At 34.5% G+C, this 26,858-nt stretch carries 22 protein-coding genes; 4 read left to right on the forward strand and 18 right to left on the reverse strand.

From position 1 onward, the window contains the following. Positions 1–73: 73 nt before the first annotated feature. The 8 genes from BUB90_RS00795 to ruvA all read right to left on the reverse strand — a co-directional run bounded on the left by BUB90_RS00795 (position 74) and on the right by ruvA (position 10,897). Positions 74–2,056: a diguanylate cyclase gene (locus BUB90_RS00795; protein WP_073281753.1), complete on the reverse strand. Its 1,983-nt coding sequence runs from the start codon at positions 2,054–2,056 to the stop codon at positions 74–76. Positions 2,057–2,113: 57 nt separating this feature from the next. Next, positions 2,114–2,566: an NUDIX hydrolase gene (locus tag BUB90_RS00800; RefSeq protein ID WP_073281755.1), complete on the reverse strand. Its 453-nt coding sequence runs from the start codon at positions 2,564–2,566 to the stop codon at positions 2,114–2,116. 131 nt (positions 2,567–2,697) lie between these two features. After that, positions 2,698–4,632: a peptidoglycan D,D-transpeptidase FtsI family protein gene (locus tag BUB90_RS00805; RefSeq protein ID WP_330393710.1), complete on the reverse strand. Its 1,935-nt coding sequence runs from the start codon at positions 4,630–4,632 to the stop codon at positions 2,698–2,700. A gap of 68 nt (positions 4,633–4,700) precedes the next feature. After that, positions 4,701–5,996: an FtsW/RodA/SpoVE family cell cycle protein gene (locus tag BUB90_RS00810; protein WP_073281756.1), complete on the reverse strand. Its 1,296-nt coding sequence runs from the start codon at positions 5,994–5,996 to the stop codon at positions 4,701–4,703. A gap of 8 nt (positions 5,997–6,004) precedes the next feature. After that, the gene (locus tag BUB90_RS00815) at positions 6,005–8,512 is read right to left on the reverse strand and encodes a U32 family peptidase (RefSeq protein ID WP_073281757.1); all 2,508 of its coding nucleotides are present in this window, start codon (positions 8,510–8,512) and stop codon (positions 6,005–6,007) included. A 229-nt stretch (positions 8,513–8,741) separates the two neighbouring features. Continuing rightward, entirely contained in the window at positions 8,742–9,152 is a 411-nt protein-coding gene (zapA, locus tag BUB90_RS00820) for a cell division protein ZapA (protein ID WP_073281758.1), read from the reverse strand. A 101-nt stretch (positions 9,153–9,253) separates the two neighbouring features. After that, complete coding sequence (ruvB, locus tag BUB90_RS00825; RefSeq protein WP_073281760.1) at positions 9,254–10,255, reverse strand: Holliday junction branch migration DNA helicase RuvB; 1,002 nt, start codon at positions 10,253–10,255, stop codon at positions 9,254–9,256. 24 nt (positions 10,256–10,279) lie between these two features. Next, positions 10,280–10,897 (reverse strand): Holliday junction branch migration protein RuvA, encoded by a 618-nt coding sequence (ruvA, locus tag BUB90_RS00830; RefSeq protein WP_073281762.1) that lies wholly within the window; start codon positions 10,895–10,897, stop codon positions 10,280–10,282. A 611-nt stretch (positions 10,898–11,508) separates the two neighbouring features. Here ruvA and BUB90_RS00835 point away from each other — a divergent pair. Both BUB90_RS00835 and BUB90_RS00840 read left to right on the forward strand, forming a co-directional pair. Next, positions 11,509–12,633: a sensor histidine kinase gene (locus BUB90_RS00835; protein ID WP_139241675.1), complete on the forward strand. Its 1,125-nt coding sequence runs from the start codon at positions 11,509–11,511 to the stop codon at positions 12,631–12,633. Continuing rightward, entirely contained in the window at positions 12,623–13,336 is a 714-nt protein-coding gene (locus BUB90_RS00840) for a response regulator (RefSeq protein ID WP_294488673.1), read from the forward strand. Before BUB90_RS00835 ends, BUB90_RS00840 begins: the two co-directional genes overlap by 11 nt. Before the next feature lie 99 nt (positions 13,337–13,435). Here the strand turns inward: BUB90_RS00840 and pyk are convergent, their stop codons facing one another. Together pyk and secF are read right to left on the reverse strand one after the other, a co-directional pair. Continuing rightward, a complete protein-coding gene (gene pyk, locus BUB90_RS00845; protein ID WP_073281766.1) occupies positions 13,436–14,851 on the reverse strand; it encodes a pyruvate kinase in 1,416 nt (471 codons plus the stop codon). Between the two features lie 58 nt (positions 14,852–14,909). Then, the gene (gene secF / locus BUB90_RS00850; protein ID WP_073281768.1) at positions 14,910–17,081 is read right to left on the reverse strand and encodes a protein translocase subunit SecF; all 2,172 of its coding nucleotides are present in this window, start codon (positions 17,079–17,081) and stop codon (positions 14,910–14,912) included. A 299-nt stretch (positions 17,082–17,380) separates the two neighbouring features. Between secF and BUB90_RS00855 the strand changes: the two genes are divergently transcribed. Beyond that, on the forward strand, positions 17,381–18,970 hold the full coding sequence (locus BUB90_RS00855; protein ID WP_073281770.1) for a glycoside hydrolase family 9 protein: 1,590 nt from the start codon (positions 17,381–17,383) through the stop codon (positions 18,968–18,970). Between the two features lie 138 nt (positions 18,971–19,108). Here the strand turns inward: BUB90_RS00855 and BUB90_RS00860 are convergent, their stop codons facing one another. From BUB90_RS00860 to BUB90_RS00875, 4 genes are all read right to left on the reverse strand, one after another. Further along, positions 19,109–19,354 (reverse strand): hypothetical protein, encoded by a 246-nt coding sequence (locus BUB90_RS00860; protein WP_073281772.1) that lies wholly within the window; start codon positions 19,352–19,354, stop codon positions 19,109–19,111. 16 nt (positions 19,355–19,370) lie between these two features. Continuing rightward, entirely contained in the window at positions 19,371–20,288 is a 918-nt protein-coding gene (locus BUB90_RS00865; protein ID WP_073281774.1) for a deoxyribonuclease IV, read from the reverse strand. 49 nt (positions 20,289–20,337) lie between these two features. Next, entirely contained in the window at positions 20,338–21,891 is a 1,554-nt protein-coding gene (gene cls / locus BUB90_RS00870) for a cardiolipin synthase (protein ID WP_073281776.1), read from the reverse strand. A gap of 201 nt (positions 21,892–22,092) precedes the next feature. Further along, positions 22,093–23,025, reverse strand: a complete 933-nt coding sequence (locus BUB90_RS00875) for a putative ABC transporter permease (protein WP_073281778.1) — start codon at positions 23,023–23,025, stop codon at positions 22,093–22,095. A gap of 208 nt (positions 23,026–23,233) precedes the next feature. Here BUB90_RS00875 and BUB90_RS00880 point away from each other — a divergent pair, with 208 nt between their 5' ends. Then, positions 23,234–24,406 carry a ribonuclease H-like domain-containing protein gene (locus tag BUB90_RS00880; RefSeq protein WP_073281780.1) on the forward strand — a complete coding sequence of 391 codons (1,173 nt, stop codon included), beginning with the start codon at positions 23,234–23,236 and terminating at the stop codon, positions 24,404–24,406. Between the two features lie 156 nt (positions 24,407–24,562). On the opposite strand, the gene rpmF is transcribed toward BUB90_RS00880, so the two are convergent. From rpmF to BUB90_RS00900, 4 genes are all read right to left on the reverse strand, one after another. Further along, positions 24,563–24,742 (reverse strand): 50S ribosomal protein L32, encoded by a 180-nt coding sequence (rpmF, locus tag BUB90_RS00885; protein ID WP_073281783.1) that lies wholly within the window; start codon positions 24,740–24,742, stop codon positions 24,563–24,565. A gap of 42 nt (positions 24,743–24,784) precedes the next feature. Then, a complete protein-coding gene (locus tag BUB90_RS00890) occupies positions 24,785–25,306 on the reverse strand; it encodes a YceD family protein (RefSeq protein WP_073281785.1) in 522 nt (173 codons plus the stop codon). Positions 25,307–25,375: 69 nt separating this feature from the next. Further along, a complete protein-coding gene (locus BUB90_RS00895) occupies positions 25,376–25,585 on the reverse strand; it encodes a hypothetical protein (protein WP_073281787.1) in 210 nt (69 codons plus the stop codon). Positions 25,586–25,623: 38 nt separating this feature from the next. Continuing rightward, positions 25,624–26,814 carry an acetate/propionate family kinase gene (locus tag BUB90_RS00900; protein WP_073281789.1) on the reverse strand — a complete coding sequence of 397 codons (1,191 nt, stop codon included), beginning with the start codon at positions 26,812–26,814 and terminating at the stop codon, positions 25,624–25,626. Between the last annotated feature and the right edge of the window lie 44 nt (positions 26,815–26,858).

The raw sequence follows: 26,858 nt of genomic DNA on the forward strand, positions 1-26,858 counted from the left end.
AAAGTAGGTCGAGTATTTTTTCAACCTAACCACTCTTTTATCCCTACTTAAAGGATTAACAGAATGACTTAAACTATTCACCATTCCTTCCTGTTTCCACAAATGGGCCTTTTCTTTTCTTATCCTCATACAATAAATCATCCGCTTGTTCCATAAGTGAGTTTAATAATAACCCCTCTTTCACTTCAAATGCATAAACACCAACTGATGCCGTTACCTCATATGGTTTGTTCATTCTATCACTAAACTTTTGAAGATTAATTTTAACCTGCCTTTTTATATTCTCTCCCTCTCCATAATCCGAGACAAGTTTTGCCCCTACGAACTCGTCTCCACCGATTCGACCTATCATACCGCTCTCACCAAGTGTTTCTTCTAGAGCCAAGGCACATATTTTTATTGCAAAATCGCCTTCTTCATGGTTATATCGATCATTTATCTGCTTTAAGTAGTTTAAATCTACATAAATAATAACGGCTTTCGCTCCTAAGTTATTCTCTTTTGCAAGAAGTTTTTCAACACTATTAATAAAACCTCTCCGATTAAGTAATCCTGTCAGCTCATCCTTATTAGAGATATCATCCAATAATAGATTCTCTGCTTTTAACTTATGTACCATTTCCTCTTTATCTACCAATAATTTTTCTTGAACAGCGAATAAACCCATTATCTTTATAGCTATACTAATTTGGTAGCAAACCATCTCCAGGTAATGAAAGTATTGATATGGTAATTCACACATTAATATTCCATATTGTAGTTCTCTTGAGTAAATATCAATAATAATATAGGTTCGTCTTTCTTTATCTAAATACGAATTATTAAATATCTCATCAATTGACAATCTCTGTTTTGATCTTGGTATTTCTACAACTTCCTCACCAATACGATATGATCTTAAATAAATAGCTTCTGGTAAAGTCCACGTATGATTCTCATGATGCTCGCTAGGTTTACTTAATAGATACATATAACAACTATTAATATTCGCTATCGTAAATGCCTCTAAAAAATTAGCATAATTGTAGACATTACTATTCCCAAACATCAACATATCACGATTAACAATATTCATTCTGTGATTCATGTGTATCATATCTTGCAGTTTTTTCTTATAATCTTCAGCATTTTCTTGTCCACTGGCTATATTTTGTTCTGAAATACCACTAGTTGACTCTCTCAATATAAACTTAGTTGCAACAATTATTTTTCTAGTTTCAGAAAAATTGCAATCTTCTAATATAGCGTGTGCCTCTATCACCGCACGATATCCTAGTATAGAAGCATCTGCTCTTACAGTTGCCAAAGGTGGTTTCATGTAAGCAGCTTCTTCAATATCATCAAATCCTAATATGCATATATCTTTACCTATCTTACGATCTGATAAAGCTAATACATCATAAACTGCCAATGCCATTGCATCATTCGCACATACAATAGCATCTAAATTAGGATTATTAGCAATAAGTATTTCGGCAGACTCTTTACACTTCTCACTTAACTCGCCTCTAACAATCAATTTTTCATCAATTGGTATTCCATTTTTCTTTAATACTTCTTTGTACACATCTAGCCGTTCTCGTGCATCAGAATTTTGCCTTGTTCCTGCAAGCATTCCAATTTGGTTACAACCTCTCACGTTAATAAGATATGTTAAGCCATCTCTAAAACCAGATACATTATCATATTTAACACAAGAATACCCTGCAACATCTGAAGCTATAAGTAATACCGGTATCCCATCAAAACTATTAAGAACTTCCATACATCTTTCTTCTGATGACATATAGCCAATGCTACTTAAACAGATCAATAACATATCTAACGCCTTTGAATTTGCATAGGATAATAATACATTATATTGATATTCGTATTTTTGCTTCGGGTCTTTTTTATCAATTTCACATCTGTCTAAATACTTTACAGGAAAGATAAACAGATCATCTCCTGTAATTTCTACTGCATCCATTGCTCCTTTGCATACTTGATTTGAAAAAACATCTTCTACATTCCCCACAATTAGCCCTATACGATATCTTTCCTGCCTTTTCTCCATATAACCCTTCCTTTTAAAAAAAGGATAGAGATTCATTTATCTCCATCCTTTTTATAATTAAAAATATTTTTTATTGCCCCATAGATTACTTTTTTTCAAATCTACATACTCATTATAAGCTTTCTCTAGAATCTGTTTTTCATTCGAAAACTTTAATAAATGATATGCCTCATGAAACTTATAATACCCTGAGTCCATAAAATACTCTTCACGTTGTGGTTTACTATAATAACTGTCAGACATCATTAGATACCAATGCACATCTTTTGACACCAAATCTGAAGGTGTATTAAAGGTGTATTGACTCTTTCCAACATACTTAATGATACTAGTATCTACTCCAGTTTCTTCCTTTACTTCACGGATAGCAGTTTCTTTATATTCTTCCCCCTCTTCTACTGTCCCTTTCGGTAAAACCCAACCTTCATACTTGTTCTTATAGTTCTTATACAGTAATAATATCTTTCCTCTGAATATAACCACACCGCCACAGCTCGTTGCCTCTATCATCGCAATTCCTCCTGTACTATGGTGTGTCTTGTCCTAAAGATAGTATACCTCTTTTTTTTGTGATTTTCAACCAAAAAATGTGGAAAGTCTTGTTAAATATTACGAACATTTATAGCGCAAGTGAGAATTTCTTATCGATTAAAGTACGTATCCATGATTTTCTTTGCTATTGGAACAGCATAATCACTACCTGTTCCAGCACCTTCTACAATAACACTAACAGCAATCTTTGGGTTGTCTGATGGCGCGAATCCAACAAACCAAGCATGTGAAGATTTACCTGAATTAAATTCAGCTGATCCAGTTTTACCTGCTGCTTGATATCTATTACTAGACAATTTATATGCAGTCCCATCATTTACCACTTCTTCCATCATATTGGTAAGTGTTTGCGCTTCTTTGGCAGTCATTAAGTTTCCGAATGTGGATGGCATATTCTTACTAACAACATTTCCCACATAATTCTCAATATGGTCAACCACATATGGTTTCATTAGTGTTCCACCATTAGCAATAGCACTAACAAGTAATAGATTATGCATTGGGCTAATTAAGGTATTTCCTTGACCAATTGCTGTTTGAGCAGCTAACGTTTTTTCTGATGAAGAATTAAGCGTAAAAGAACTCTTCTTGTAAGGGAATGGTAATGGTAATTCAGAATTGAACAATAATGATTCACTAGTACTTAACCAAGAATTTTTGTTAAGTTTTGTTCCAATATAAGCAAAGGCTGTATTACAAGACTTAGCTAATGCTGTTTCTAAATTAACAGTACCATGTACCTTATTATTGTAACAATTAATCTTCATATCACCGATTGTAATGCTACCCTTACATGTATATTTAAACTTCTTATAATCCGAGTGTTCTCTCATATATTGTAGTGCCGTTACAATCTTGAAGGTAGATCCTGGTGGATATAATCCCTGTGTAGCTCGATTAATTAAAGCAGAATTGTTATCGCTATCATCCACTAAATCATTCCACAGAGAAGTAATTTGATTTGGGTCATAATCTGGCTTTGATACCATCGCTAATACCTTGCCTGTACTTGGCTCTAATACCACTACAGAACCTTTGTGATTACCAAGAGCATTGTATGCTACCTTTTGCAACTCTACGTCTAACGTTGTTACAATGTTGTCACCAACGTTCTTCTTCTCTGATAGCTCATTGAAGATTTTTTCAATTGGATTTGCATTAGATGTTAGCAAATTAAAATTCTCTGATAACTCAATTCCCGTCTTACCTTTGTCAAATCTTCCCACAACATGTACAAATAGATCCTTATAAGGATATACACGTTTACTATTTCCTTTATCATCTTCAATTGTTTGAGCTAAGACTTCACCGTTGTTTCCAAGGATCTGGCCTCTGATAACTCTCTCAGCCAATAAATCTTGACGTTTGTTATAGGTATTATTAATTACGCTCTTACTATCAGCAAACAAAAAATATGAGAAATTAGCAAGTAGCATAACAAACAATCCAATGAAAATATAGGTAACCACCAAGATTTCACGATTCGTACCACGACGTTTTGTTCCTTCCTTTGACTTTTGTACATTCTCATCAGATTCACCTGCTTTACCTTGAGAACTACTTTTTTTGCTTTTCTTCCTCTTCTTTATCTTACTCTCTTTTATCTCCTTAGGTTTTTGTGAATTATCTAATGGATTACTTGATTTTCTTTGCTTGGTGGCACCTTGCATCGTTGTACTTTGTTTGGTTGTACCTTTCTGTCTTGTACCATTTTGACTCGCCGTATCCTTCTTCGAGGTTTGTTGCGGCTTCTGTTGTCTTACAGTCTCTTGTTCTCTATAATCAAAATTATCTTGATTATAATTTTTGTTTCCAAAGAAACCTTCCTCTTCTAAAGATTGCTTTATTATCGTACTATAATCATCTTCATCGTATTCACCAGGTGAATACTCATATGTTTTATTTGATTGGTTACTCGGTTTCTTAGCCATCTGCTTCCCTGGTTGCTGATTCGTTTGCTTATATTTCTTATCTTGTTTGTTTTGCTTATCTTTCTGATTTTTCTTTCCTATCAATTTAATCATCCTCATTCATCTTGGTAAGTAGCTAGATCAAAGATCTTAGGATCTTAAATCAACTCCATCAATCTAGGTTATTTGTTACGTACATACAATCCTTGTATAATACAGAAAATAATAATTGTACTTAATACAGAACTGCCACCATAACTAATTAGAGGTAAAGTAACACCTGTAGATGGTATGAATTTTGTTACCCCACCAATTGTTAAGAACAATTGGAACCCATACACAATACTTAACCCTAATGCAGTTAATTTATAGAAAGTTCGTTTCATCTTCATAGCGATATTAATGAACATAATAAAACAACTAAGACAGATTAAAACAATACAAAATGCTACAATTCCTCCAAACTCTTCCGAGATTGCTGAGAAAACAAAATCACTCTCTACAACTGGTATACTACTTGGTAATCCCTTTCCTAACCCAAGGCCGAACCACCCCCCAGTTCCTATTGCAAACAAGGATTGCGTTATCTGATATCCTTCTCTATCAATATGACTCCAAGGATCTTTCCACGCCAATACTCTAACCCTAACATGACTGAATAACTTATATGCTACGAATGCTGCTGCTGAGCCACCAATTAGTCCTGATACAAGGTAGACAGGGTTATGGGACGCTACATAAATCATCATGAGGTACGTGATAAAGAAAATAAGTGCACCACCAAGATCCTTCTCAAGTACTAATAATATAACATGGGCACCTGCTAATACGGACACTATTATTATTTGCTTAAAATTATTGGCTTTTGATAATAAGGATGCTATAAAGAATACATATAATATCTTCACAAATTCCGAAGGTTGGAAACCAATCCCACCGATATACAACCAGTTTGTAGCACCATATTGTGTTCGTCCAAAAACTAATACCACTAATAGTAATCCAATACCTACAATTGCATATAGAATACCGAGATTCTCTAGTTTTTTTGCTTTATCAATAATGAAAGGAACAACTACGCAAATTGCTATTGATATACTAGCTATAATAAACTGTTTCACTGCTAGAGAAAACGATAATCTTGTTAACATTACAAAACTAAACATTAATAGCATTAACATATTATTCAATATCAACCGTGATAAGTTTCTATATACCACCTTATATATCGATAAAACAATTGCAAAGAAAGCTATCTCAAACATATATAAGATTACAATCTGAGTATCCTTAGTTTCTAAAAACAAGACAAGATAGCAGATAAAATGTATCGTATATAATAACCCTATCTGCTTATTAAATGTACTGCTTTGTCTTCTCTTATCACTGCTACGAAAGACTGTAAAACAATATAGCGTATAGATTGCTAATAAGATAATTATTAGGTATCTTGCTAATTCTATTACTAAATTCTCCATCTGATCACCTACTCTATTCCACGATTATAATGGCCCTTAGTATACGTTCCTTCTGTAATATTAACTTTTCTTGCACCATTTTGTTTGTTACATAAATTAATACAGTCAGATAGTATTGCATTCACTTCATTCTCATTCTCCATAGTAAAATCTAATCGAACTCTTCTAGGTCTTAGTTTTCGAATCTCATCTAACTGATTTAATAGATGCAGTGCTGAACCATTATAAATCGTATTGTAACAAAATCTACAATGTTTCCTTACATAGAAACTCTTTTGTTTACTATCTTTCATCTCGTAATAAGGATTTTCGTCTTCTTGTAATACTTCTTTCCCAGTATGTTTTATACATCCTATCGTACTACTTCGTAAACATTGCGCAGACACCATAAGCGTTACATGACCATAGACAATCATATCAGCATCTGTTAAATCAAGACCTAATAATTCCTTATAATTCAACTCAAGTGATGTGGTGAAATGAGAAACCCCTTGTTCTCTCCAGAATTCTTTAGATTCTTCATTCAATGTGTAGAGATTGGAATCTAATATAATTTCAATCGCTTCATTATTGCCCTCCGCATTCACAATATTCTTCTCTTTTAAGAATGCATATTCTTCAAGGTTTTTGATAACGATACCATCTAATACTTCTATTAGCTCTTCCGTTACGTATAAATCAAACTGATCTTTCGTATCTTTACGAAAGATTGCAGGTAATACCATGTAAAATCTTATATCATGATTTTTTACTTTCTTAGCAATAGCAATCATGTTGCTTCTACTTACTTCATCACAATTCAAATAAATTGCTTCTATTTCAGGATACGCTATTACCGTATCAATTAGCTTAGAATCTTCAAGGTGAACACAAATCCACATTGTTTTATTTGATTTGTCAGATTTATGATTTAACTTACTCACATACTCTTGCTTGTCGGGAACCATTCTTCTATAGCTGTTTAGAATATCTTCCGTTAATACGGTTATTGCTTCACGACGCAATTCATTCAATTGCCCATTCGGAATAAACAATTGTTCCTCTAACTCAATGTCTAAATCCTTAAGATAAAACGACGTCGTGTTCATCTTATTCAATTGTTTTGAGATTTGCTCTGATGTTGCACTTTGTTTCTGTGCCTCCATCGGTTCATCACCAAATACAGTAATGCAATGTTCTCCATTCACATCATAATATTGAAGAGTCAATTGTATCGGACCATTGCGTTTTGCTGTAAATACACCGTCAATGCCTTCTCTTCTTTCCGTTTCGATATATTGTTTACCTATAGTATCTAATAATTCTTGGTTTTTAATTCTATATACTTCCTGCCCAACAAAAACAGGTGTTTTTGCAAAGAAATTAGTACGAATAATTGCTCCCTTCTTCGCGCTATCTTTCAAAGTGAATTCATAACTATCTTTAGCCTTCGGATTGGTAAGACTCTTACGGATCTCTAATAAGTCTTGAGCATGAACATCTTCCGACAACTGAATCCCTGCATTATTGCCTTTAATATTAACGACTTCTCCAACAAGTACCCCATTGTGATTTGGTCTTGTTAGTGCCATCATATCTTTCCCGTTATGATTTACATAATATCCCTTTGTAAAATTACCACGATTATATAGATCCATCAAGTCTTTTTCATCGCGCGCTAAGTCGTCACTATGCTTTTCCATATACGATGTATACTCTTTACGTCCTAATTTTTGATATAAATCAACATATTTACGATATAGGTGTGCAGCTAAAGCTGTATATTCAGGTCGTTTCATACGACCTTCTATCTTAAAGGAGTCAATCCCTGCATCAACCAAATCAGGAATAATGGATAACGTACAGATATCCTTTGGACTAAGTAGATAAGAATCACGTCCTTTGGTTAATTTCTTACCATTGTAATATAAATCATATGGCATACGACACGGTTGTGCACAGCGTCCACGATTTCCGCTTCTACCGCCAATCATACTACTCATTAGACACTGTCCTGAATAGCAATAACATAAGGCACCATGTACGAAGGATTCAATCTCAAGATCCGTGTTCTCACGAATATTCTTAATTTCTTGTAAGTTAAGTTCACGTGAAGTTACTAGTCTAGTCACTCCATAATCTTTTAGTAAATTAGCGCCCTCTGCCATCGTTAATGTCATCTGTGTACTTGCATGTAGTTGTAAATCCGGGAAGTTACGATGTAAGAAATGCATAACTCCCAAGTCTTGAACAATGGCTGCATCTAAACCATGTTCATAATATTTCGCTATATAATTATATAACCTAGACTGTAGCTCGTCTTCCTTCAATAAGGTGTTCACAGTGAGATAAAGCGCCTTATTATGAATATGTGCATAGTCAATGGCTTCCTTCATTCTGTCTTCATCTAGATTATTCGCATACGCTCTTGCACCGAACATATTTCCACCAATATAAACAGCATCACAGGAAGCTGTAACCGCAGCTTTTAAACTTTCAAAAGAGCCTGCTGGTGCAAGTATTTCTATCTTTCTCATGGATTTATCCTTTCCTATATAAACTACATTGTCATTTGCGAAACTCTTCTACATGTCGACAACATATGTGTGTTTTAAGATTACTTTTTATATAATAAAAGCACACATAAGGCAACTGTGCAGGAATAATCATACACAACTTGCTTCTTTCGTGCGCTTTCTTATCTATACCCGATTTCACATGTTCTTGAACATTCAATTGCATTAGATTCAACAACTTATGATTACCTTACTTTTTCTTACTGTCTTCTAATTCTGTCTGTAATTTAATTATTGTCTTTTGTGCTTCATTATATTCGTTATGAAGCTTCTCATATTCTTTTTGTAATGCTTCTAACTTAGTCTGCGTTGCTATTACTTCATGTTTTAAATCAAATAATTCATTACCTTTTACATCAGCTTCTTCATTCATATCTTTTACTTGATTCACTACTTTGAAATAATCGTCCGCAATATTAATTTGCATTAAGATATTACGCATGTCCACATCAAGCTTGTTATAACTTTCCATCATCTTGAACTCTGTGTGTTTTGTATTAATATAAGAGGCTATCTTTTGTAGATAATCTCCGCTTTCGTAACCACTTAATGTGTATCTCTTATTATTAATAATAACTTCTACATCATTCATCGTATTCATGTAATCCGCCCCTTAGATTCTAAACACGCATTCGTGTCATTCTACTCTACTATATTTCAAAATCTACTTCAATTATAGTGGTTTCTTCTTAAAATGACAAGCTATTTCTGCTTTTGCTCAATACCAAAGTGTTTATAGCATAAATCGGTCACCATTCTACCTCTAGGTGTGCGAACTATTAAACCATTCTGTATCAAATATGGTTCATATACATCTTCAATTGTACCTGAATCTTCACCAATGGATGCGGCTATGGTATCTAGACCAACTGGACCACCTGCGAATTTATCCATCATAGTGTATAGGATTTCTCTGTCAATATGATCAAGTCCTAATTTATCCACTTCAAGTAAATCAAGCGCAAAGTTTGCTACTTCTTTCGTAATTCTTCCATCGTATTTAACTTGTGCAAAGTCTCTAACTCTCTTTAATAAACGGTTTGCAAGTCTTGGTGTACCACGAGAACGTTTCGCCATCTCCAAGGCACCTTCTTCGTCCATCTCCACTTTGAAAACCCCTGCTGAGCGCATAATAATTGTCTTAAGTTCCTCAACCGTATAGAACTCCAAACGATGTACAACACCAAAACGGTCACGAAGTGGAGCTGTTAACATACCTGCTCTTGTTGTTGCACCTACAAGAGTGAACTTAGGTAAATCAAGTCGTATAGACCTAGCAGAAGCCCCTTTTCCAATAATGATATCAATCGCATAATCCTCCATAGCAGGATATAGCACTTCTTCTACTTGTCTGTTCAAACGATGAATCTCATCTACAAACAATAAATCTCCTTCTTGTAGATTATTCAAAATTGCTGCCATCTCACCTGGTTTTTCGATTGCTGGACCTGAAGTAACTTTGAGGTTTACATCCATTTCGTTGGCAATTATCCCAGCTAGGGTAGTCTTTCCAAGACCTGGTGGTCCATAAAACAGCACGTGATCTAGTGCTTCTTTACGTTGTTTAGCAGCTTCAATATATACTTTAAGATTATTCTTTGCCTTCTCTTGTCCGATATAATCTTTTAATAATTTGGGTCTAAGACTATTCTCAATCTTATAGTCTTCTTCCATTAACTCTGTTGATATAATTCGTTTCTCCATGCCTATCCTCCGACGGTATTGCTGTTATAATAATGATATCTTTTTCAAACTTAACCTTAGAATATCCTCTGTCTCCATATCTGGCGTAATATCAATTCCTCTAACAGCTTTCAATGCTTCTGTATTCGTATAACCTAGAGCAACAAGAGCTTGTATCGCTTCATTCTTTGCATTCGTTTCAGAAACGGCACTTGGAGAGTCCATCGATACTTTAGATAATTTCTGTTCAAATGCATCTTCTAACTTTAACTTATCTTTTAATTCTAATATTAACTTACTTGCTGTCTTAGCACCAATCCCAGGAGCTTTCGCAATTGCTTTTGCATCATCTGCTAGTACTGCAAATCTTAAATCATCTGGAGAAATCGTCGATAAGATTCCAAGCGCACCTTTTGGCCCAATTCCATTCACCGTTATAAGTAATTTGAATACTTGTAGGTCATCTCTTGATAAGAATCCATATAAGCATAAAATATCTTCTCTAACATAAAGGTATGTATAGATCTTAACCTCTTCTCCTGTGGATGGCAATTCATTCATAACAGATAATGGTACTTTAATATCGTAACCAATTCCACCATTCTCAATAACGATTCCATCTTCATATATACTATCTAATTCGCCCTTTATAAATGATATCATTGTATTAATCCTTTCTCTAAGCCGTTGACTTACTTCCTATATTATTCATAAATTATATCTTGTATAATACATTCAATAAGCCTTTCTATATATTGCTATTATACCGATTCGTATATCTAAAATCAAGCAAATATACACACTTTCCGAATATTTGTTCGATTTTTTTGTTAAGATGGTGCTAAGGAACCCCAGAATCTATTTTCAAACTCAGATAGATTTGCTATCATTATTGCAGGCAGTTGAACAAGGTATTGCTAACCACTCAATTGTTAAGACTCCAAAGCAATTGTTCTTAAAAGCCACTGCACAGGCTTATAGGTACATTGCTAGATCTACATAACACCCTTATGCGCGAACAAACTTGTCCGAAACGGTTTCTATGTAACTAGAAATCATAAGTTCGCCATAAACCTCTCCTACGCATATAGCACGAATTTGAATCCCTTGCAAATTCGTGCTATTCATGCATAATGAACTTTATTTTAGAAAAACTAACAATTTAATTCAATTTAATATATTTACTATAGACGTTCCGCGCTTTTTCTTATATAATCCATTACAGTAATATGTAATAGAACTAGTCAGTAACTTCATGATTAGGAGGGAACGTTATGTCAATTAAATTTAATAAAATAAATATTCAACCTATTTTTACTTCTCTTAGAAAGATCCGTCATCAAATGAATGATTTAACCTATACTATACTTTTGATGATTTGCTCAACTACGATTGCTTTCTTATTTTTTTTCTCTTCTGAGAAGAATACTGCCAATATAACATTAGTGTATATACTTGCATTAATACTAACGGCTAGGTATACCAATAGCTTCCTTTATGGGATTTGCTCCTCTTTAATATATGTAGTATTAGTAAACTGTTTTTTTACTTATCCTTATTTTAGAATCGATTTTACCTTATCCGGTTATCCAGTTACATTTATCGTAATGCTTGCAATTACTTTAACAACTAGTGCTACTACTTCCCATCTACGAATTCAATCAAAATTATTATCAGAACGAGAAGAGATGTTACAAAAAGCTGATAAAGAGAAAATGCGCGCAAATCTGTTACGTGCCATATCTCACGATTTGAGAACTCCATTAACAAGTATAATCGGAACATCAGCAAATTACCTAGAGAGCAATACTCTATCTGAAGAAGAAGCAAGGGTACTCTTACAACATATCTACGATGATTCAACATGGCTGTTACATATGGTTGAAAACTTATTATCAGTTACTAGAATCCAAGATACTAATACGAAAGTAAAAAAGACCGAAGAGGCTATTGAAGAGGTTATATCCGAAGCTATTAGTCGCTTCAAAAAAAGACAACCAATTGCTAGATTAGAGGTTAAAATACCTGATGAGTTACTCGTTGTCCCTATGGATGCCCTACTCATTGAGCAGGTAATTATTAACCTACTAGAAAACGCATGGGTACATTCACGTAGCTCGTATGCAATTACTTTATCCATTACTCATAATGAGAAGGAAGTTGCTTTCCATATTAGAGATTACGGTATCGGTATTCCATCAGAACATGTTTCAACAATTTTTGATGGAATGACAGCCTCCAATTCAAAATCCATAGATGGACATAGAGGAATGGGAATTGGTTTATCAATATGCAAAACTATAATAGAAGCGCACAGAGGAACAATCACTGCTATGAATTGCAATCCAGGTGCTGAATTCATATTTACATTACCTAAGGAGGATGCCTATGAATGCTAAATTTACTGTATTAATAATTGAAGATGAAGAAAATATTGCCAGTTTTATCAAGAACACATTAATAAATCATGATTACAAAGTGCTCCTAGCTTATACTGGACAACAAGGGTTGTCTTTAATTAATTCGCAATGCCCCGATATTATATTACTTGACTTAGGACTTCCCGACATGAATGGAACTGATATCATTAAAAGTGTCCGTAGTTGGTCAAGCAATCCAATAGTCGTTGTATCTGCTCGCACACAAGAATACGAAAAAGTTGAGGCTCTTGAACTTGGAGCAGATGATTATATAACTAAACCATTTGGAACGAATGAATTAATTGCCCGTATTAGAACTTCTCTTCGTCATAGTAACCGACTCTTAAAGGATTCTCCTCTGTACAAACGTCCATATCAATGTGGAAACTTGTATATTGATTTTCTGAAACGAGTTGTTATGATTAATCAACAAGAAGTTCATCTAACTCCTGTAGAATATAAAATTGTCGCACACCTTGCACAAAATTCAGGAAAAGTAGTAACCCATTCCTCCTTAATGACATATGTTTGGGGGCCTTATACGGATACTGACAACAAAATCCTTCGCGTCAATATGGCAAACATTCGTAGGAAGCTAGAAAAAAATCCAGCTGAGCCAGAATATATCTATACAGAAGTTGGTATTGGCTATCGTATGAAAGAAGATGAATATGCAAACTAATCGATTACTTTCATCTAAAAAAAGGACCTGAGTTTTATATTCAGGTCCTTTTTTTCTATATATTTTCGTTCAATATTTTCGTTCAATATTTTTATTTATTTACACTACTTCTACTTTGATCATATTCGTTGTTCCAGACATTCCAATTGGAACACCGGATGTAATTACAATAACATCACCTTCTTCAATGTATCCCATTGCTTTCGTCGAAGTGATTGCATGTTCAAACAATTCGAATACTTCCTTCTTTTCTTCTAGTAAAACAGGTTGAACTCCCCACGATAGATTCAATTGTCTACTTACTCTATCTTCTGTAGTACATCCAATAATACTGCAAGAAGGACGATAACGAGAAATCATCCGAGCAGATGTACCTGATTTTGTTACTGTTACAATTGCTTTGGCATTTAAGTCTAATGCAGTTGTACAAGTGGCATGACAAATTGCATCGGTAATGTTTGGATCAGCATTCCTGGTATTTGTGAAGAAACGTTTTCTATAATCAATATCCGACTCTGCCTTAATCGCTATTCTAACCATAGTTTTTAGTGCTTCAATTGGATAATTACCTGCAGCTGTCTCTCCGGATAACATAATAGCACTTGTTCCATCGTAGATTGCATTAGCGACATCTGTTGTTTCTGCTCTAGTAGGTCTAGGATTCTTCATCATAGAATCAAGCATTTGCGTTGCAGTAATAACTTGCTTACCAGCTCCATAAACTTTCTTAATAATCATCTTCTGAATTACTGGAACATCCTCAAGAGGTATCTCTACACCCATATCTCCTCTAGCAATCATAATTCCATCGGAAACTTCAATGATTTCATCGATATTCTCTACACCTTCTCGATTTTCAATCTTTGAAATAATATTGATGTTACTACCATGATTCTCATTTAACAATGCTCTGATCTGTAAAACATCTTCTGCTGAACGCACGAAGGAAGCTGCAATAAAATCAACCTCTTGGCTAATACCAAAGATAATATCATCCTTATCCTTTTGACTCATATAAGGTATTGTAAGATGACTATTAGGCACGTTCACCCCTTTATTACTAGATATATATCCTTCATTCTCAACTTCACACACTATGTTCTTACCTTCTAAGGCAACAACTTTTGTTTCAATCAAACCATCATCAAAAAGGATTTGCGAACCAATCTCAACATCCTTATATAAATCTTTATATGTGATACTAACACCATCTTCATTGCCTGGAGTCACATCATGATATAAACGAAATAATTGTCCTGTATGCAAGCAAATCTTATCTTCCTCGAATTGCTCTAAACGTATCTCAGGTCCTTTTGTATCTAACAACATTGCTACTGGCTTGTTATGCTTCTCTCTTGCTTCACGCAATATTCGCATACGATTACCATGTTCTTCGTGATCTCCATGTGAGAAATTAAATCGTGCTACAGCCATTCCTTCTCTAACTAAAGCTTCAATTACTCCATCCTTTTCTGTAGCTGGTCCCATTGTACAAATAATCTTCGTCTTTCTCATGATGACTTGCCTCCCTGCTAAAATCCCAATTTAATTGGTTATGCATTACTATTCTTATCTATTTACTTTTAACAACTACCTTTTTTTCTTTTCTTAATTCCCATATACACCATACAATACTAGCTATACATACAGAAGAATAACAACCACTTATTAACCCAAAGAACATTGGCAAAGCGAATTCTGTTATGGATGTTATGTGGAATATATAAGAAGCAATTAATATAATTAATATACATAATCCAGTCGTTACTGAAGTATTGATAGATCTACGTAATGTCTGGGAGATACTCTCATTAACAAGTGTGATTTTACTCATCTTAGATCTTAACTTACCGTTTTCTCTAATACGGTCATATAATACAATTGTATCATTAATTGAATAACCAATAATGGTTAATGTTACTGCAACAAATGCATCATTTAGCGGAATCTTAAATACTACAAAAGAAAAGAATACAATTAACACGTCATGTAGTAATGCTACCATTCCAGTTATACCTGCTGCCAAACCATGTATTGATGAGAAACGAATCCATACATACACAATAATAAACACTACAGATAATAGGATAGCTATTCCAGAATTTTTTAGTGCTTTTGCCCCGATATATGGTTCTACGGCATATGTTTGTGCTAATGTTGCATCAAACGTATTCAATGATTCAGTTATAGCATTCTGTTCTTTTGGTGTAATACCACCATTTCCTGCAAGTGTTATAACGATTTGTTTCTCGTTACTTTGTCTGTCACTTGAGATTTGAACAGTTACGGGTCTGTCTGTTGTTGTTGAAACTGCATTTTTAACATCATTCGTATTAACTTCACCATCAACCGTATAAGTTAAAACAACTCCACCCGTAAATTGTGTATCTAACTTAACACCATTTACAAAACAAAAGATGATACCAATTAATAAAAGAGTTCCAGATAGTAAAGCAAATTTCTTTCTGCTCTCATAAAACAGGCGTATCTTAGTCTCTTTCTTTCTAGCAAAGTATTTTTCTTTATTGAATTTTTTAAAATCTAGTATCCCAATTAATAGATGTTTTGATACACTTACGCCAACTAGTAAGTTGAATATCATACCCATTAATAAAGTATAACCAAAACTCAACATGGAACCAGAACCAAAAATCATAAGGATAATAGCTACAATTGCTGTCGTAAGGTTACCATCAAGAACAGAAGAGAAAGCATTCTTATAACCGTTTCTTACTGCTGCTCGAACAGTTAATCCCTTCTTGATTTCATCTGCAATTCTTTCTGATATGATGATATTCGTATCTACCGCCATACCTAACGAAAGAATGATACCTGCAATACCAGTAAGTGTTAATGTATATTGAGGTACGGATACCGATAATAATTGTAGAGCCATTTGTAAAACTAATGTTAAACAAGCTATAATACCAGGTAACTTATACATAAAGATCATGAACAAACAGATGATTACAAATGCCACTCCGCCTGCCATAACCATAATATGTAATGCCTGGTTTCCTAATGTAGGACTTATTGTACTAAAATTAGTAGTCTTTAATGAGAATGGTAAAGCACCCGCATTAATCTTGTCAGCTAACTCTTTCGCTTCTTTATAAGAAGCCATATTATCAATTACAGCTTTACCACCAGAGATTTTAGTTTTAACAGTTGGATTTGATATACGATCTTCATCCATATAAATTCCCATATTCTGTCCAACCAAATCACCAGTCGCCTTCTCAAACAACGTTGTACCTTTTGTATCAAACGTTAAGCTAACCAAATATTGAGCACCTATACCGGAAGTATCCTGACCGGGTTCCGCGCTAATAATATTCTTACCTTCGATTAGAATATTACCATCTGGGTCACGAAAACTTAATTTAGCCATTTCACCTAATTCGGTAATTGCTTCTTCAGGATTAAACTGCTTCTCACCAGATTTCCAAGGGAATCTCACTATAATGTATCCACCCTCTTTGTCAATGGTTACTTCTCGATCGGAAATATTCTTTGCATCCAAACGAGCTTCTATAATAGTTCTTGCAGAATCCAATTCGGAAGATTTCGGCTTTCTATCCAAGCCGTCCGCTTCAAATATTGCTTCTACGCCTCCTCGTATATCTATTCCATAACGCATCTCTCTTACCGATTTGACAGAATCGCCAATTCCCAAAACTGCAATCGCAACAAATGCGACTATGATTCCTATAAGAATCATAAACTTACTCTTACTAGACTTCACCTTAATGTCCTCCATTCTTATCACGTATGTAATGCCGCTTAGCTACGACATATATTGCATCGCAGATTAATTTTAACACATTCGTTTCTGAACATACGCTAAGATATCGCTAAGTTTTTCCCTAATTTACCCATGCCTTTCTAGCCACTTAACATTAATTTTTTTACCACTAAATATTAATTTCTCTAAACAATTTCCATTTTTTTCTTTTTATGTTATGATGTAATTAATAACGTAAATGATAGGTAGTCTTATCCGATTATCTATCGTCATTAATTATAATTCTTAGGGGGTTTACAATGATATCTATTATTACTAACCAAATCGGATATCGAAGCAAAGACAAAAAGGTAGCCGTATTCCGCGACGTAATTGGCACTACCTTCTCTGTTATTGATTCCCAAACTGGAAAGGAAGTCTACAAATCGACTGTGTCAGGTCCTATAGTCAATGCTTCATCAGATGAGACAATTGTTCTTGGTGATTTTTCTTCTGTTACCACACCAGGTACATACCAAGTAAAAATGGATAGTTATGGTGTATCCTATCCTTTTGTCATTGATCAAGATGTATACAAGCCAATCTTAAAGGATCTATTCCGTATGTACTATCTGCAGCGATGTGGCATAGAAGTATCTAAGGAACTAGGAGGTATCTATTCCCATACTGCCTGTCACACTTCCCTTGCGACGATTTACGGTACAAACAAAGAGATTGATGTAACTGGTGGTTGGCATGATGCTGGTGATTATGGGCGCTATATCGTTGCTGCTGCGGTTACTGTAGCTGATTTACTCTATGCGTATGAGTGTAATTGTACTATTTTTGAAAGAAATTTTAATATACCTGAAAGTAATTCTAAAATCCCTGATTTGCTAAGTGAAATTCGTTACGAACTTGAATGGATGTTAAAGATGCAAGATCCTGATACAGGGGGTGTATATCATAAAGTTACATGTGCCACATTTCCTGGTTTTGTTATGCCAGAAGAAGAGAACGATATGCTGATTGTTGCTCCCGTTTCTGTAACAGCTACTGCTACTTTTGTGGCATGTTTAGCACTCGCTATTCCTTTTTATAATACTTATGATAAAGACTTTTGTAAAACATGTTTTCTCGCTGCTTCCAAAGCATGGGAGGCTTTAGACAACTTACATATAGGAGATGGCTTTAAGAATCCAGAAGGAATCGTAACTGGAGAATATGCAGATATCACTGACACCGATGAATTATACTGGGCTGCTGCTCAGATGTATAAGTTAACCGGAGACCCACTATATCATGAAGCCTTTAAGAACCTTGTAACCAATACCGTATGGCACGGTTATGGTTGGGAAGATGTTGGTAGTTTTGGTAACCGAGCATATCTTACTGCAAACTTTCCAATTGATAATGATATAGTAGAGAAGATAACAACTTCTATGAAAGCTCACGGTAAACACTTGTTAGATGCATCGTTAAGTGATGGTTATGGTATATCTCTTGGAACAAACTTTGTTTGGGGCAGCAATATGGTAGTAGCGAATAATGGAATATCCTTATTAGATTCGTATTACTTAGCTAAGGATAAAGCTTATAAATTTGCCGCAAAAGCACATCTTGACTACCTATTAGGCAAGAATCCTATGGCAATTTCATATGTAACGGGACATGGTACCACTAGTCCAACCAGTCCCCACCATAGACCAAGTGTTGCAAAGAAAAAACCAATGCCAGGAATGCTCGTAGGGGGACCAGATGATGGTTTACACGATCCTCAAGCAGTTGCTGCTCTTACTGGCATGCCTCCTGCCAAATGCTATGTTGATCACTATGATAGCTATTCCACTAACGAAATCACAATATATTGGAATGCACCACTTATCTACTTACTTGCAGAATTCATGTAGATTTCAATCTAAAAAGGCATAATAAACACCTCCAAGTGCCAGTCTGACCAACAACCACTTGGAGGTGTATAAAATGCTAACTAATTTTATTAAGCAAATCTGTCCCACGTGAGGAGATGAGACAAAACGAATCCGAAATTATAACTTCTCAAAACGTCCCCTAGATACAGATAAGCGTCCTTCACTCATATATTGAATTACTTCATAAGAAGATATGCCTAGTGCTTCCGAAATCTGAATCGCATTGCTGTTTGGATACTTCTTAAGATAATCATAAATCGCGTCAAAGAAAAGATTGTCTGTATTCTCGCAAGCTCCACATGTATACTGCTTTACTCGTGATTTGAATACTTTTCTACAATGTTTACATATATTCGTATACATGTCTCCTCCTTATAAGTTACTTCTGCTCTGCTAACACTAGTTCTCTAAGCTTCGGATTAAAGTCTTGTATTCTAAGCATTGCTATCTCATGTTTATAAGGTGCATATGTCTTCTTAGGGTCCTCTACGGATGGAATATAAGGAGTTTCTAATATCTTAGGAATTGACTCAAATTCTGGATGATATACAATTTTGTGGATGGCATCAAAACCAATATGACCGAAACCAATATTTTCATGTCGATCTTTTCCTGCACCTCTTGGATTCTTGCTATCATTGATATGGAAAACTGCAATCTGATCTTTTCCAATAATTTTATCAAACTTATCAATTACACCATCAAAATCATTAACGATATCAAGACCACTATCATGTACATGGCAAGTATCAAAGCATATACGAAGTTTATCATTGTGATGTACTCCATCATATATACGAGCAAGTTCTTCAAAGTTTCGGCCAATCTCACTTCCCTTACCCGCCATTGTTTCTAAGGTAACATACACTTCTGTATCACTTGTAAGAACCTCATTCAAACCTTTTATTATTTGACTCGTTCCAATATCTTCACCTGCCCCAACATGCGCTCCCGGATGAAGCACTAGGATTTTACTTCCCATAGCCTTAGTTCTTTCTAATTCTAGAGCTAGAAAATCAACAGCAAGTTCAAATGTTTCCGGCTTAACACTATTACCGAGGTTAATAATATATGGAGCATGGATAATTAAATCCTGTAATCCATGTTCTTTCATGTATGCTTGGCCTGCTTCTATATTCAATTCGCTAACAGCTTTTCTTCTTGTATTCTGAGGAGCTCCTGTATAAACCATTAAAGCATTCGCTCCATATGATGCTGCTTCTTTTGCCGATCCAAGAAACATCTCTTTACCACTCATTCCCACATGGGAACCTATTTTTAATTGATACTCATTCATAATTACACCTAATTTATTACCTTTCTATTGTAACGCTGTACATTTCGATTTACATTTGAGTTGAGAAGATATTCAGAACACTCTGGTAAATCTTAAGTCCCAATGGTCGATTTTTCCACTCTGCGTATGTTACCTCTTTACACTGTTTTAAAGTCATGGTAAAGTCAGCTTTGATATCCCCAATTATCTTTTTATCTGACATGAAGACACCGCATTCATAATGAAGATAGAAACTTCTATAATCCATATTAATGGTACCTACAACACCACAGTTTTCATTAATTATGGACTTTGCATGGATAAATCCAGGTGTATATTCATAGATCTTAATGCCATTCGCTAATAAGACACCATAATTGTAATTCGTAAGAATCTTAACATGCTTCTTATCCGGTATGAATGGTGTAATAATTCTAACATCAACACCGCTTCTCGCTGCCATAATAAGGGCAAGCTGCATATCTTCCTCAATAATAAGATATGGTGTCGAGATGTATAGGTAATCATTCGCATAATGTATGATTTGCTTATATATGTTTTCAATTGGATTACTCGGATTATTCACCGGTCCATCTGAGATAACGCAAGCAAAAGTCTGATTTGCCTCGAACTCGATAGTTGGTTTATAAATCGAATAATCTAGATATTCTCCTGTACTAGCAACCTCCCACATCTGTAGAAATGTTACTGTCAGCCCCCATACTGCTTCACCAAATACTCGAACTGCAGTATCTTTCCAGACACCAAATCTCTCTATCAAATTCGCATATTCGTCAGCAATATTCATACCTCCAGTATAACCAATATTACCATCAATCACAACTATTTTCTGATGGGAACGATAATTCATAAATAATTTGTCTGTATATTTGTGGATTGGATTAAATACACGTACTTGGATTCCTTCACTCTCAAGCATCTTACTAAAGTTCTTTGGTGTCCGAATCATAGCTCCAAAGTCATCATATAGGAACTTAACTTCAACGCCTGCTTTTATTTTTTCTAAAAGGATAGAATGTAGTTCATCCCACAAACCACCTTCGGCAACAATGAAGAAGTCAATAAGAATAAACTTCTTAGCATTACGAATATCATCAAACATTGCATCAAAAGTATCTTCACCCATTGGGTAATAAGTAATACTATTATTTTTAAACATCGGAAAACCTTCTGACACCATATAATTGGAAACTCGTTCAATTTCTTTATAATCTTCGCGAATTTCTTTTAAAATTGCATCATTAAACTCAAAAAAAGTATTACCTCTCTCAATTTTGGCTCTAATATTATTCGTTAACCGCTTATTAGCCGTGGACTTTCCCCATAGGGCGAACATAACATGGCCAGAAATCGGGAACAACAATACAATACATATCCACGCGATCTTAAAGGATGGACATCTATTGTCATTCATCAATGCTATAACTACTAGAAAACTCAATACTTCTAGTATTACATAAAAATATACAGTAAAACTTCTTAGCCAAAATGACAATCCTATAAGTACTGAGAATTGCATCACTACCAAAATACCGACCAATCCACCTCGCAAAAAACCACTAAGGTGACTTTTACACTTCCCTTTAAGCTCATTAATCTTCATACTCTAATCTCCCACCGTTTATGCAGATATTGTAATCCACTATCATACTTGTAATGTAAGCTTTGATACTGTACAATCGAAGCCTAATTTAGTATGATTGTAATAATAAAACAAATATCAAATCGTAACTATATAATATCCCCTATAATTATATAACTAATCGCTTATTACATCCTTTTGTTTTATCTATTTGTTATTCACCTATTTTCTATTCTTTTTAGTACGCTGCTTTTTATTATTTTTCTTAATTTCTCTTTTATCATGCAAATACGCTCGTACATCTGTTAACATATATTCATTATTTGTCGATTTCATATTAGGGAATGCCTTCAATAAACGACGTTGAATAATATGTATATGATCGGAATGTGTTGCGTACTTTTCTTTCCATGAACGTATCTTTTCTTCAATGTCATTATAACGTCCACTATGATCTATACTACCCTTTGTCTCCTCCATGCGTATTCGTATGTTTTCTAGGAATTCTGCAATATTACCACCTTCAAGCTTTTTACGCAATTCTTCTTTTGATGCATATAATTTACTTTTTTCCATATAAGTCGCAAATTCTTCCCTTAGTTTACGCATATTTGTAAGTTTTTGATTCAGTTTTAAAGTAGAAATAACTGTGGAAACTAAGTCCACTAATATTATCACCATCATTAGGATGGCAAGAATTTCACCAATCCTTCGTGGAATCCTATGTATCAATGAATTCGATAATGGTTTTAGGAATATGGTCATAAGTACGGATAACATTCCCCAGAACAAAGATACGATAGGACATATCCTTCCTTGTAAATTATATCGATAATTACTATAATCCCACCACTTAGCATTGAATATTTTCTCCATAACATAAGAGGTCGTGAACTCTAGTATGGTCGCTAGTATCATACCACCTAGAAAAACCAATAACAAATTCTTAGATACGGGATCTAGAATAATACATATTAACACAGCACCTGCACCATAGATAGGAATTATAGGTCCATTTAAGAACCCACGATTGACAAGAGATTTTCGTTTGACAGACACCAAACAAGATTCATATACCCAACCAAATAAACTATACAATAAAAATGTATAGAATATATAATAGAAATCAAAGCCAAAAACATTAATACTAAACATAGTCTTTCCTCTTTCCTGTAAAATAATAGCTTTATAACATATAAAATTATTTTAACATAAATTGCATAAAAATCCTAGTAGGATAACTATCCTCCTTGTTCCCTTAATACGCTCTTTGTTCTTGCTTGCTATAAATATAAAACCTTGTTATAATCTTCTAAAGACAAATTATGCTTCTAACGTTATTAATATAGAAAGAGGATGACCTATGATAACAATTGAGAAAAAACTATCTACCTCATCTGTTTATTCATTCCATAACCAGATACCTTATGAAGATATGGTATTCTTCGACATTGAAACAACTGGATTTTCACCTAACAATACGATACTATACTTAATTGGTTGTGCTTACTATCGTGATAATTCTTGGAATTTAATTCAGTGGTTTGCAGATGACAATACAAGTGAAAAACAGATTCTTCATTCCTTCTTTGCTTTCATTTTAGATTATAAAGTATTAATCCACTTTAATGGCGAGGGGTTTGATATTCCATACATCCAGAAGAAATGTGCAAAGATTGGACTTGACTATACCTTTGATAATATAACAAGTTATGATATATATAAGAAATTATTACCTTATAAGAAATTGTTTAAGTTAGAGAATTTTAAGCAAAAAACTATTGAGCAGTTCTTGCGAATCCCAAGAAATGATACTTTCTCAGGTGGTGAATTAATTCAAGTATATGCTAATTTCCTTGGTATGAAGAAACTAGAACAACTAAAAAATCGAAATCATGAAGTGTCACCTGTTAAGAATCTCGAAGCTCGTATACAATATAACAATAATGGTACAACCTCAGCATCTGATTCATCTGTATTCCTTCAACAACTTCTTCTACATAACGAAGAAGATGTGCAAGGTATGTTACCACTAACGCAGATTCTTGCATATCGCGACCTATTTACTGACTGTTATCTAAACATTAATGCCTCCATAGAAAAAGACCAACTAGTGATCCATTTCACTCTCTTATCGGCACTTCCTCAAGGTGTTAGTTACGGTACTGATTCCCTTTATTTTAGTGCATATGGTGACCAAGCCATATTAAAAATTGAACTTTACCAAAACGAACTGAAATTTTTCTATGATAATTACAAGGACTACTATTATCTTCCAAAGGAAGATACTGCCATTCACAAAAGTGTTGCCTTCTACGTTGATAAGAACTTTCGAACTCGTGCCAAAGCAGCTAATTGCTACAGTAAGAAAACAGGACGCTTCGTACCTCAATATGAAGAACTCTATACCCCTCACTTTAAGATTGATTATAATGACAAGTTCTCTTACGTAGAAGTTACGGATGAATTTTTGCAAGATTCAGAAAAAATATGTTCATATGTTTCCCATATTCTAAGACAACTGTTAAAATTATAATACTACTTATCTATCAAAAAAGACTCTATTCTTAATCTCTAAGAAAAGAGTCTTTTTCTTTAGTTAATACCCGCTACGTCAGGTACCATTTAGAGTATACCATGCAAAAAAACCCCTACAACCATTGATATATCAAGGTTATAAGGGTTTAAGAAATTATTCTGCAGAGATAATCTCTTTTTTGTTATATGAACCGCAAGCTTTACAAACTCTGTGTGGCATCATTAATTCTCCACATTTGCTGCATTTAACTAAATTTGGAGCAGTCATTTTCCAGTTTGCTCTACGGCTGTCTCTTCTTGCTTTTGAAGATTTATTCTTTGGACAGATAGACATGAGTACACCTCCTTAAAAATATAACTGATTTACTACAATCAATTACTTTGAATTATTGAAGATATCAAGGATAGCTGACATTCTTGGGTCTAAGCTCGTGCTTACGCAATTGCAAGTCCCCTTATTAAGATTCTTACCGCATACATTGCAAATTCCTTTGCAATCATCGGAACAAACAACTTTCATAGGAAAGTCGATTAGAATCTCACCATAGACAAGTTTGTCTACATCTAAATCATATCCATTAATATAATTCATTTCATCTAGTTCCTCGATACGTTCTTCCTCTGTCTTTCCAAAATCAATTTCTTTTGATATGGAGATATCTAGAGTAGTCTCAACGTCTTCGAGACATCTGCTACAAGGAATCATAAGTACAATTATTGTGCTTCCTTCGATTAATAACTTCTTCTTACCAAGGTTGGTAATTGTAAGTTCAAGCGGGTTCTTCACTTTAAATTCGTATGTTTCTCGTCGTAGCCTGAAGTTCTCCAACTCAATTGGAGCTGTTATTCTTTCGACTTTGTCAGGAACTAACATAATCTCTGATAAATTAATGATCATAGTTATCTCCTATCTGTGAACCAGACTTCTCTCACGCTTCATGACACGTTCATGTTTGGGTTATCAACATTATCGCACATCATTAATAAAAAGCGTGAAAACACTTTGTTTCACACCCTTAATATTATACATACTATACCATACTTTGTCAACCTTTAATTTGTCGATTTGTACAGTTGTATGTACTATAATTGCTTCTCTTAATAAGGCAATTATAATAATTAAAAGACTGCGCACATCATATACAGAAGGTTTACAAGATGTAATTTCTATTCTCATGTATCCGCCGTGGCAGTCCTGAATACTTATATAACGAATTAGATTAGGGCTACTGTTTCTCTTGCAATTGCAAGTTCTTCGTTAGTAGGAATAATAGCAACTTTAACTTTAGAATCTGGAGTAGAGATTAAGATGTCATCGCCTCTCTTACTATTATTTTCTTTATCTAAAGTAACTCCAAGGTATCCTAAATAACTAACTACAGCAGCACGAACTAAATCGTCATTCTCACCAATACCAGCTGTGAAAGCAATTGCATCCACACCATTCATAGCTGCAACATATGCACCGATATATTTTGCTACACGGTATGAGAATACAGCAAGAGCTTGAGTTGCAAGAACATTACCTTCTTCCGAAGCCGTTGTTAAATCTCTAAAATCACTTGATAATCCACCTGATAAACCTTGAACTCCTGATTCTTTGTTTAGAATTGTCATGATTTCAGATATGTTTTTACCTTCTTTATTAGCAATGAATTCTATGATTGCTGGATCAAGATCACCACTACGAGTTCCCATTAAAAGACCTTCTAATGGAGTGAGCCCCATACTAGTATCTATTGATTTACCATTTAACACAGCAGAAACACTTGCTCCGTTTCCTAAGTGACAAACGATAATCTTAGAATTGTTGATGTCTAATCCTACGAATTCAGCCATTCTCTTTGATACGAAGCTATGACTAGTTCCGTGGAAACCGTATCTTCTGATTTTATATTTATCATAGTACTCTGAAGGAAGACCATATAAATATGCTTTTGCTGGCATTGTTTGATGGAACGCTGTATCGAATACGGCTACCATTGGTACGTTTGGCATAAGTGCTTTACAAGCGTTGATACCGATTAGATTTGCTGGATTGTGTAATGGTGCAAGATCATTACATTCTTCAATCGCTTTTACAACTTCATCATTGATTACTACTGAATGTGCGAACTTTTCACCACCATGTACAACTCTGTGACCTACTGCACCAATTTCATCAAGGGATTTGATAACACCATTTTCTGGATCAATAAGTGCATCTAAAACCATCTTGATTGCAGTTTCATGCGTTTCCATTGTAACTTCTTTTTCTACTTTTGCACCAGTATTTGATTTGTACTTGAATTTTCCATCGATTCCGATTCTTTCGCAGATTCCCGAAGCTAATGCCTTTTCTGAGTCTGCGTTAATTAATTGATATTTTAAAGATGAACTTCCACAATTGATAACTAATACGTTCATAAAAACCTCCTGTTATAATAGTATATCTAATACTATTACCCTTT

The organism is Anaerosporobacter mobilis DSM 15930 (genome assembly GCF_900142955.1).
Classification (GTDB): domain Bacteria; phylum Bacillota; class Clostridia; order Lachnospirales; family Lachnospiraceae; genus Anaerosporobacter; species Anaerosporobacter mobilis.

Bases quoted from the DNA above. Each gene is read 5' to 3' on its own strand.
- BUB90_RS00795 (WP_073281753.1), bottom strand. From the start codon at position 2,056: ATGGAGAAAAGGCAGGAAAGATATCGTATAGGGCTAATTGTGGGGAAT.
- BUB90_RS00800 (WP_073281755.1), bottom strand. From the start codon at position 2,566: ATGATAGAGGCAACGAGCTGTGGCGGTGTGGTTATATTCAGAGGAAAG.
- BUB90_RS00805 (WP_330393710.1), bottom strand. From the start codon at position 4,632: ATGATTAAATTGATAGGAAAGAAAAATCAGAAAGATAAGCAAAACAAA.
- BUB90_RS00810 (WP_073281756.1), bottom strand. From the start codon at position 5,996: ATGGAGAATTTAGTAATAGAATTAGCAAGATACCTAATAATTATCTTA.
- BUB90_RS00815 (WP_073281757.1), bottom strand. From the start codon at position 8,512: ATGAGAAAGATAGAAATACTTGCACCAGCAGGCTCTTTTGAAAGTTTA.
- zapA (WP_073281758.1), bottom strand. From the start codon at position 9,152: ATGAATACGATGAATGATGTAGAAGTTATTATTAATAATAAGAGATAC.
- ruvB (WP_073281760.1), bottom strand. From the start codon at position 10,255: ATGGAGAAACGAATTATATCAACAGAGTTAATGGAAGAAGACTATAAG.
- ruvA (WP_073281762.1), bottom strand. From the start codon at position 10,897: ATGATATCATTTATAAAGGGCGAATTAGATAGTATATATGAAGATGGA.
- BUB90_RS00835 (WP_139241675.1), top strand. From the start codon at position 11,509: ATGTCAATTAAATTTAATAAAATAAATATTCAACCTATTTTTACTTCT.
- BUB90_RS00840 (WP_294488673.1), top strand. From the start codon at position 12,623: ATGAATGCTAAATTTACTGTATTAATAATTGAAGATGAAGAAAATATT.
- pyk (WP_073281766.1), bottom strand. From the start codon at position 14,851: ATGAGAAAGACGAAGATTATTTGTACAATGGGACCAGCTACAGAAAAG.
- BUB90_RS00855 (WP_073281770.1), top strand. From the start codon at position 17,381: ATGATATCTATTATTACTAACCAAATCGGATATCGAAGCAAAGACAAA.
- BUB90_RS00860 (WP_073281772.1), bottom strand. From the start codon at position 19,354: ATGTATACGAATATATGTAAACATTGTAGAAAAGTATTCAAATCACGA.
- BUB90_RS00865 (WP_073281774.1), bottom strand. From the start codon at position 20,288: ATGAATGAGTATCAATTAAAAATAGGTTCCCATGTGGGAATGAGTGGT.
- cls (WP_073281776.1), bottom strand. From the start codon at position 21,891: ATGAAGATTAATGAGCTTAAAGGGAAGTGTAAAAGTCACCTTAGTGGT.
- BUB90_RS00875 (WP_073281778.1), bottom strand. From the start codon at position 23,025: ATGTTTAGTATTAATGTTTTTGGCTTTGATTTCTATTATATATTCTAT.
- BUB90_RS00880 (WP_073281780.1), top strand. From the start codon at position 23,234: ATGATAACAATTGAGAAAAAACTATCTACCTCATCTGTTTATTCATTC.
- rpmF (WP_073281783.1), bottom strand. From the start codon at position 24,742: ATGTCTATCTGTCCAAAGAATAAATCTTCAAAAGCAAGAAGAGACAGC.
- BUB90_RS00890 (WP_073281785.1), bottom strand. From the start codon at position 25,306: ATGATCATTAATTTATCAGAGATTATGTTAGTTCCTGACAAAGTCGAA.
- BUB90_RS00895 (WP_073281787.1), bottom strand. From the start codon at position 25,585: ATGAGAATAGAAATTACATCTTGTAAACCTTCTGTATATGATGTGCGC.
- BUB90_RS00900 (WP_073281789.1), bottom strand. From the start codon at position 26,814: ATGAACGTATTAGTTATCAATTGTGGAAGTTCATCTTTAAAATATCAA.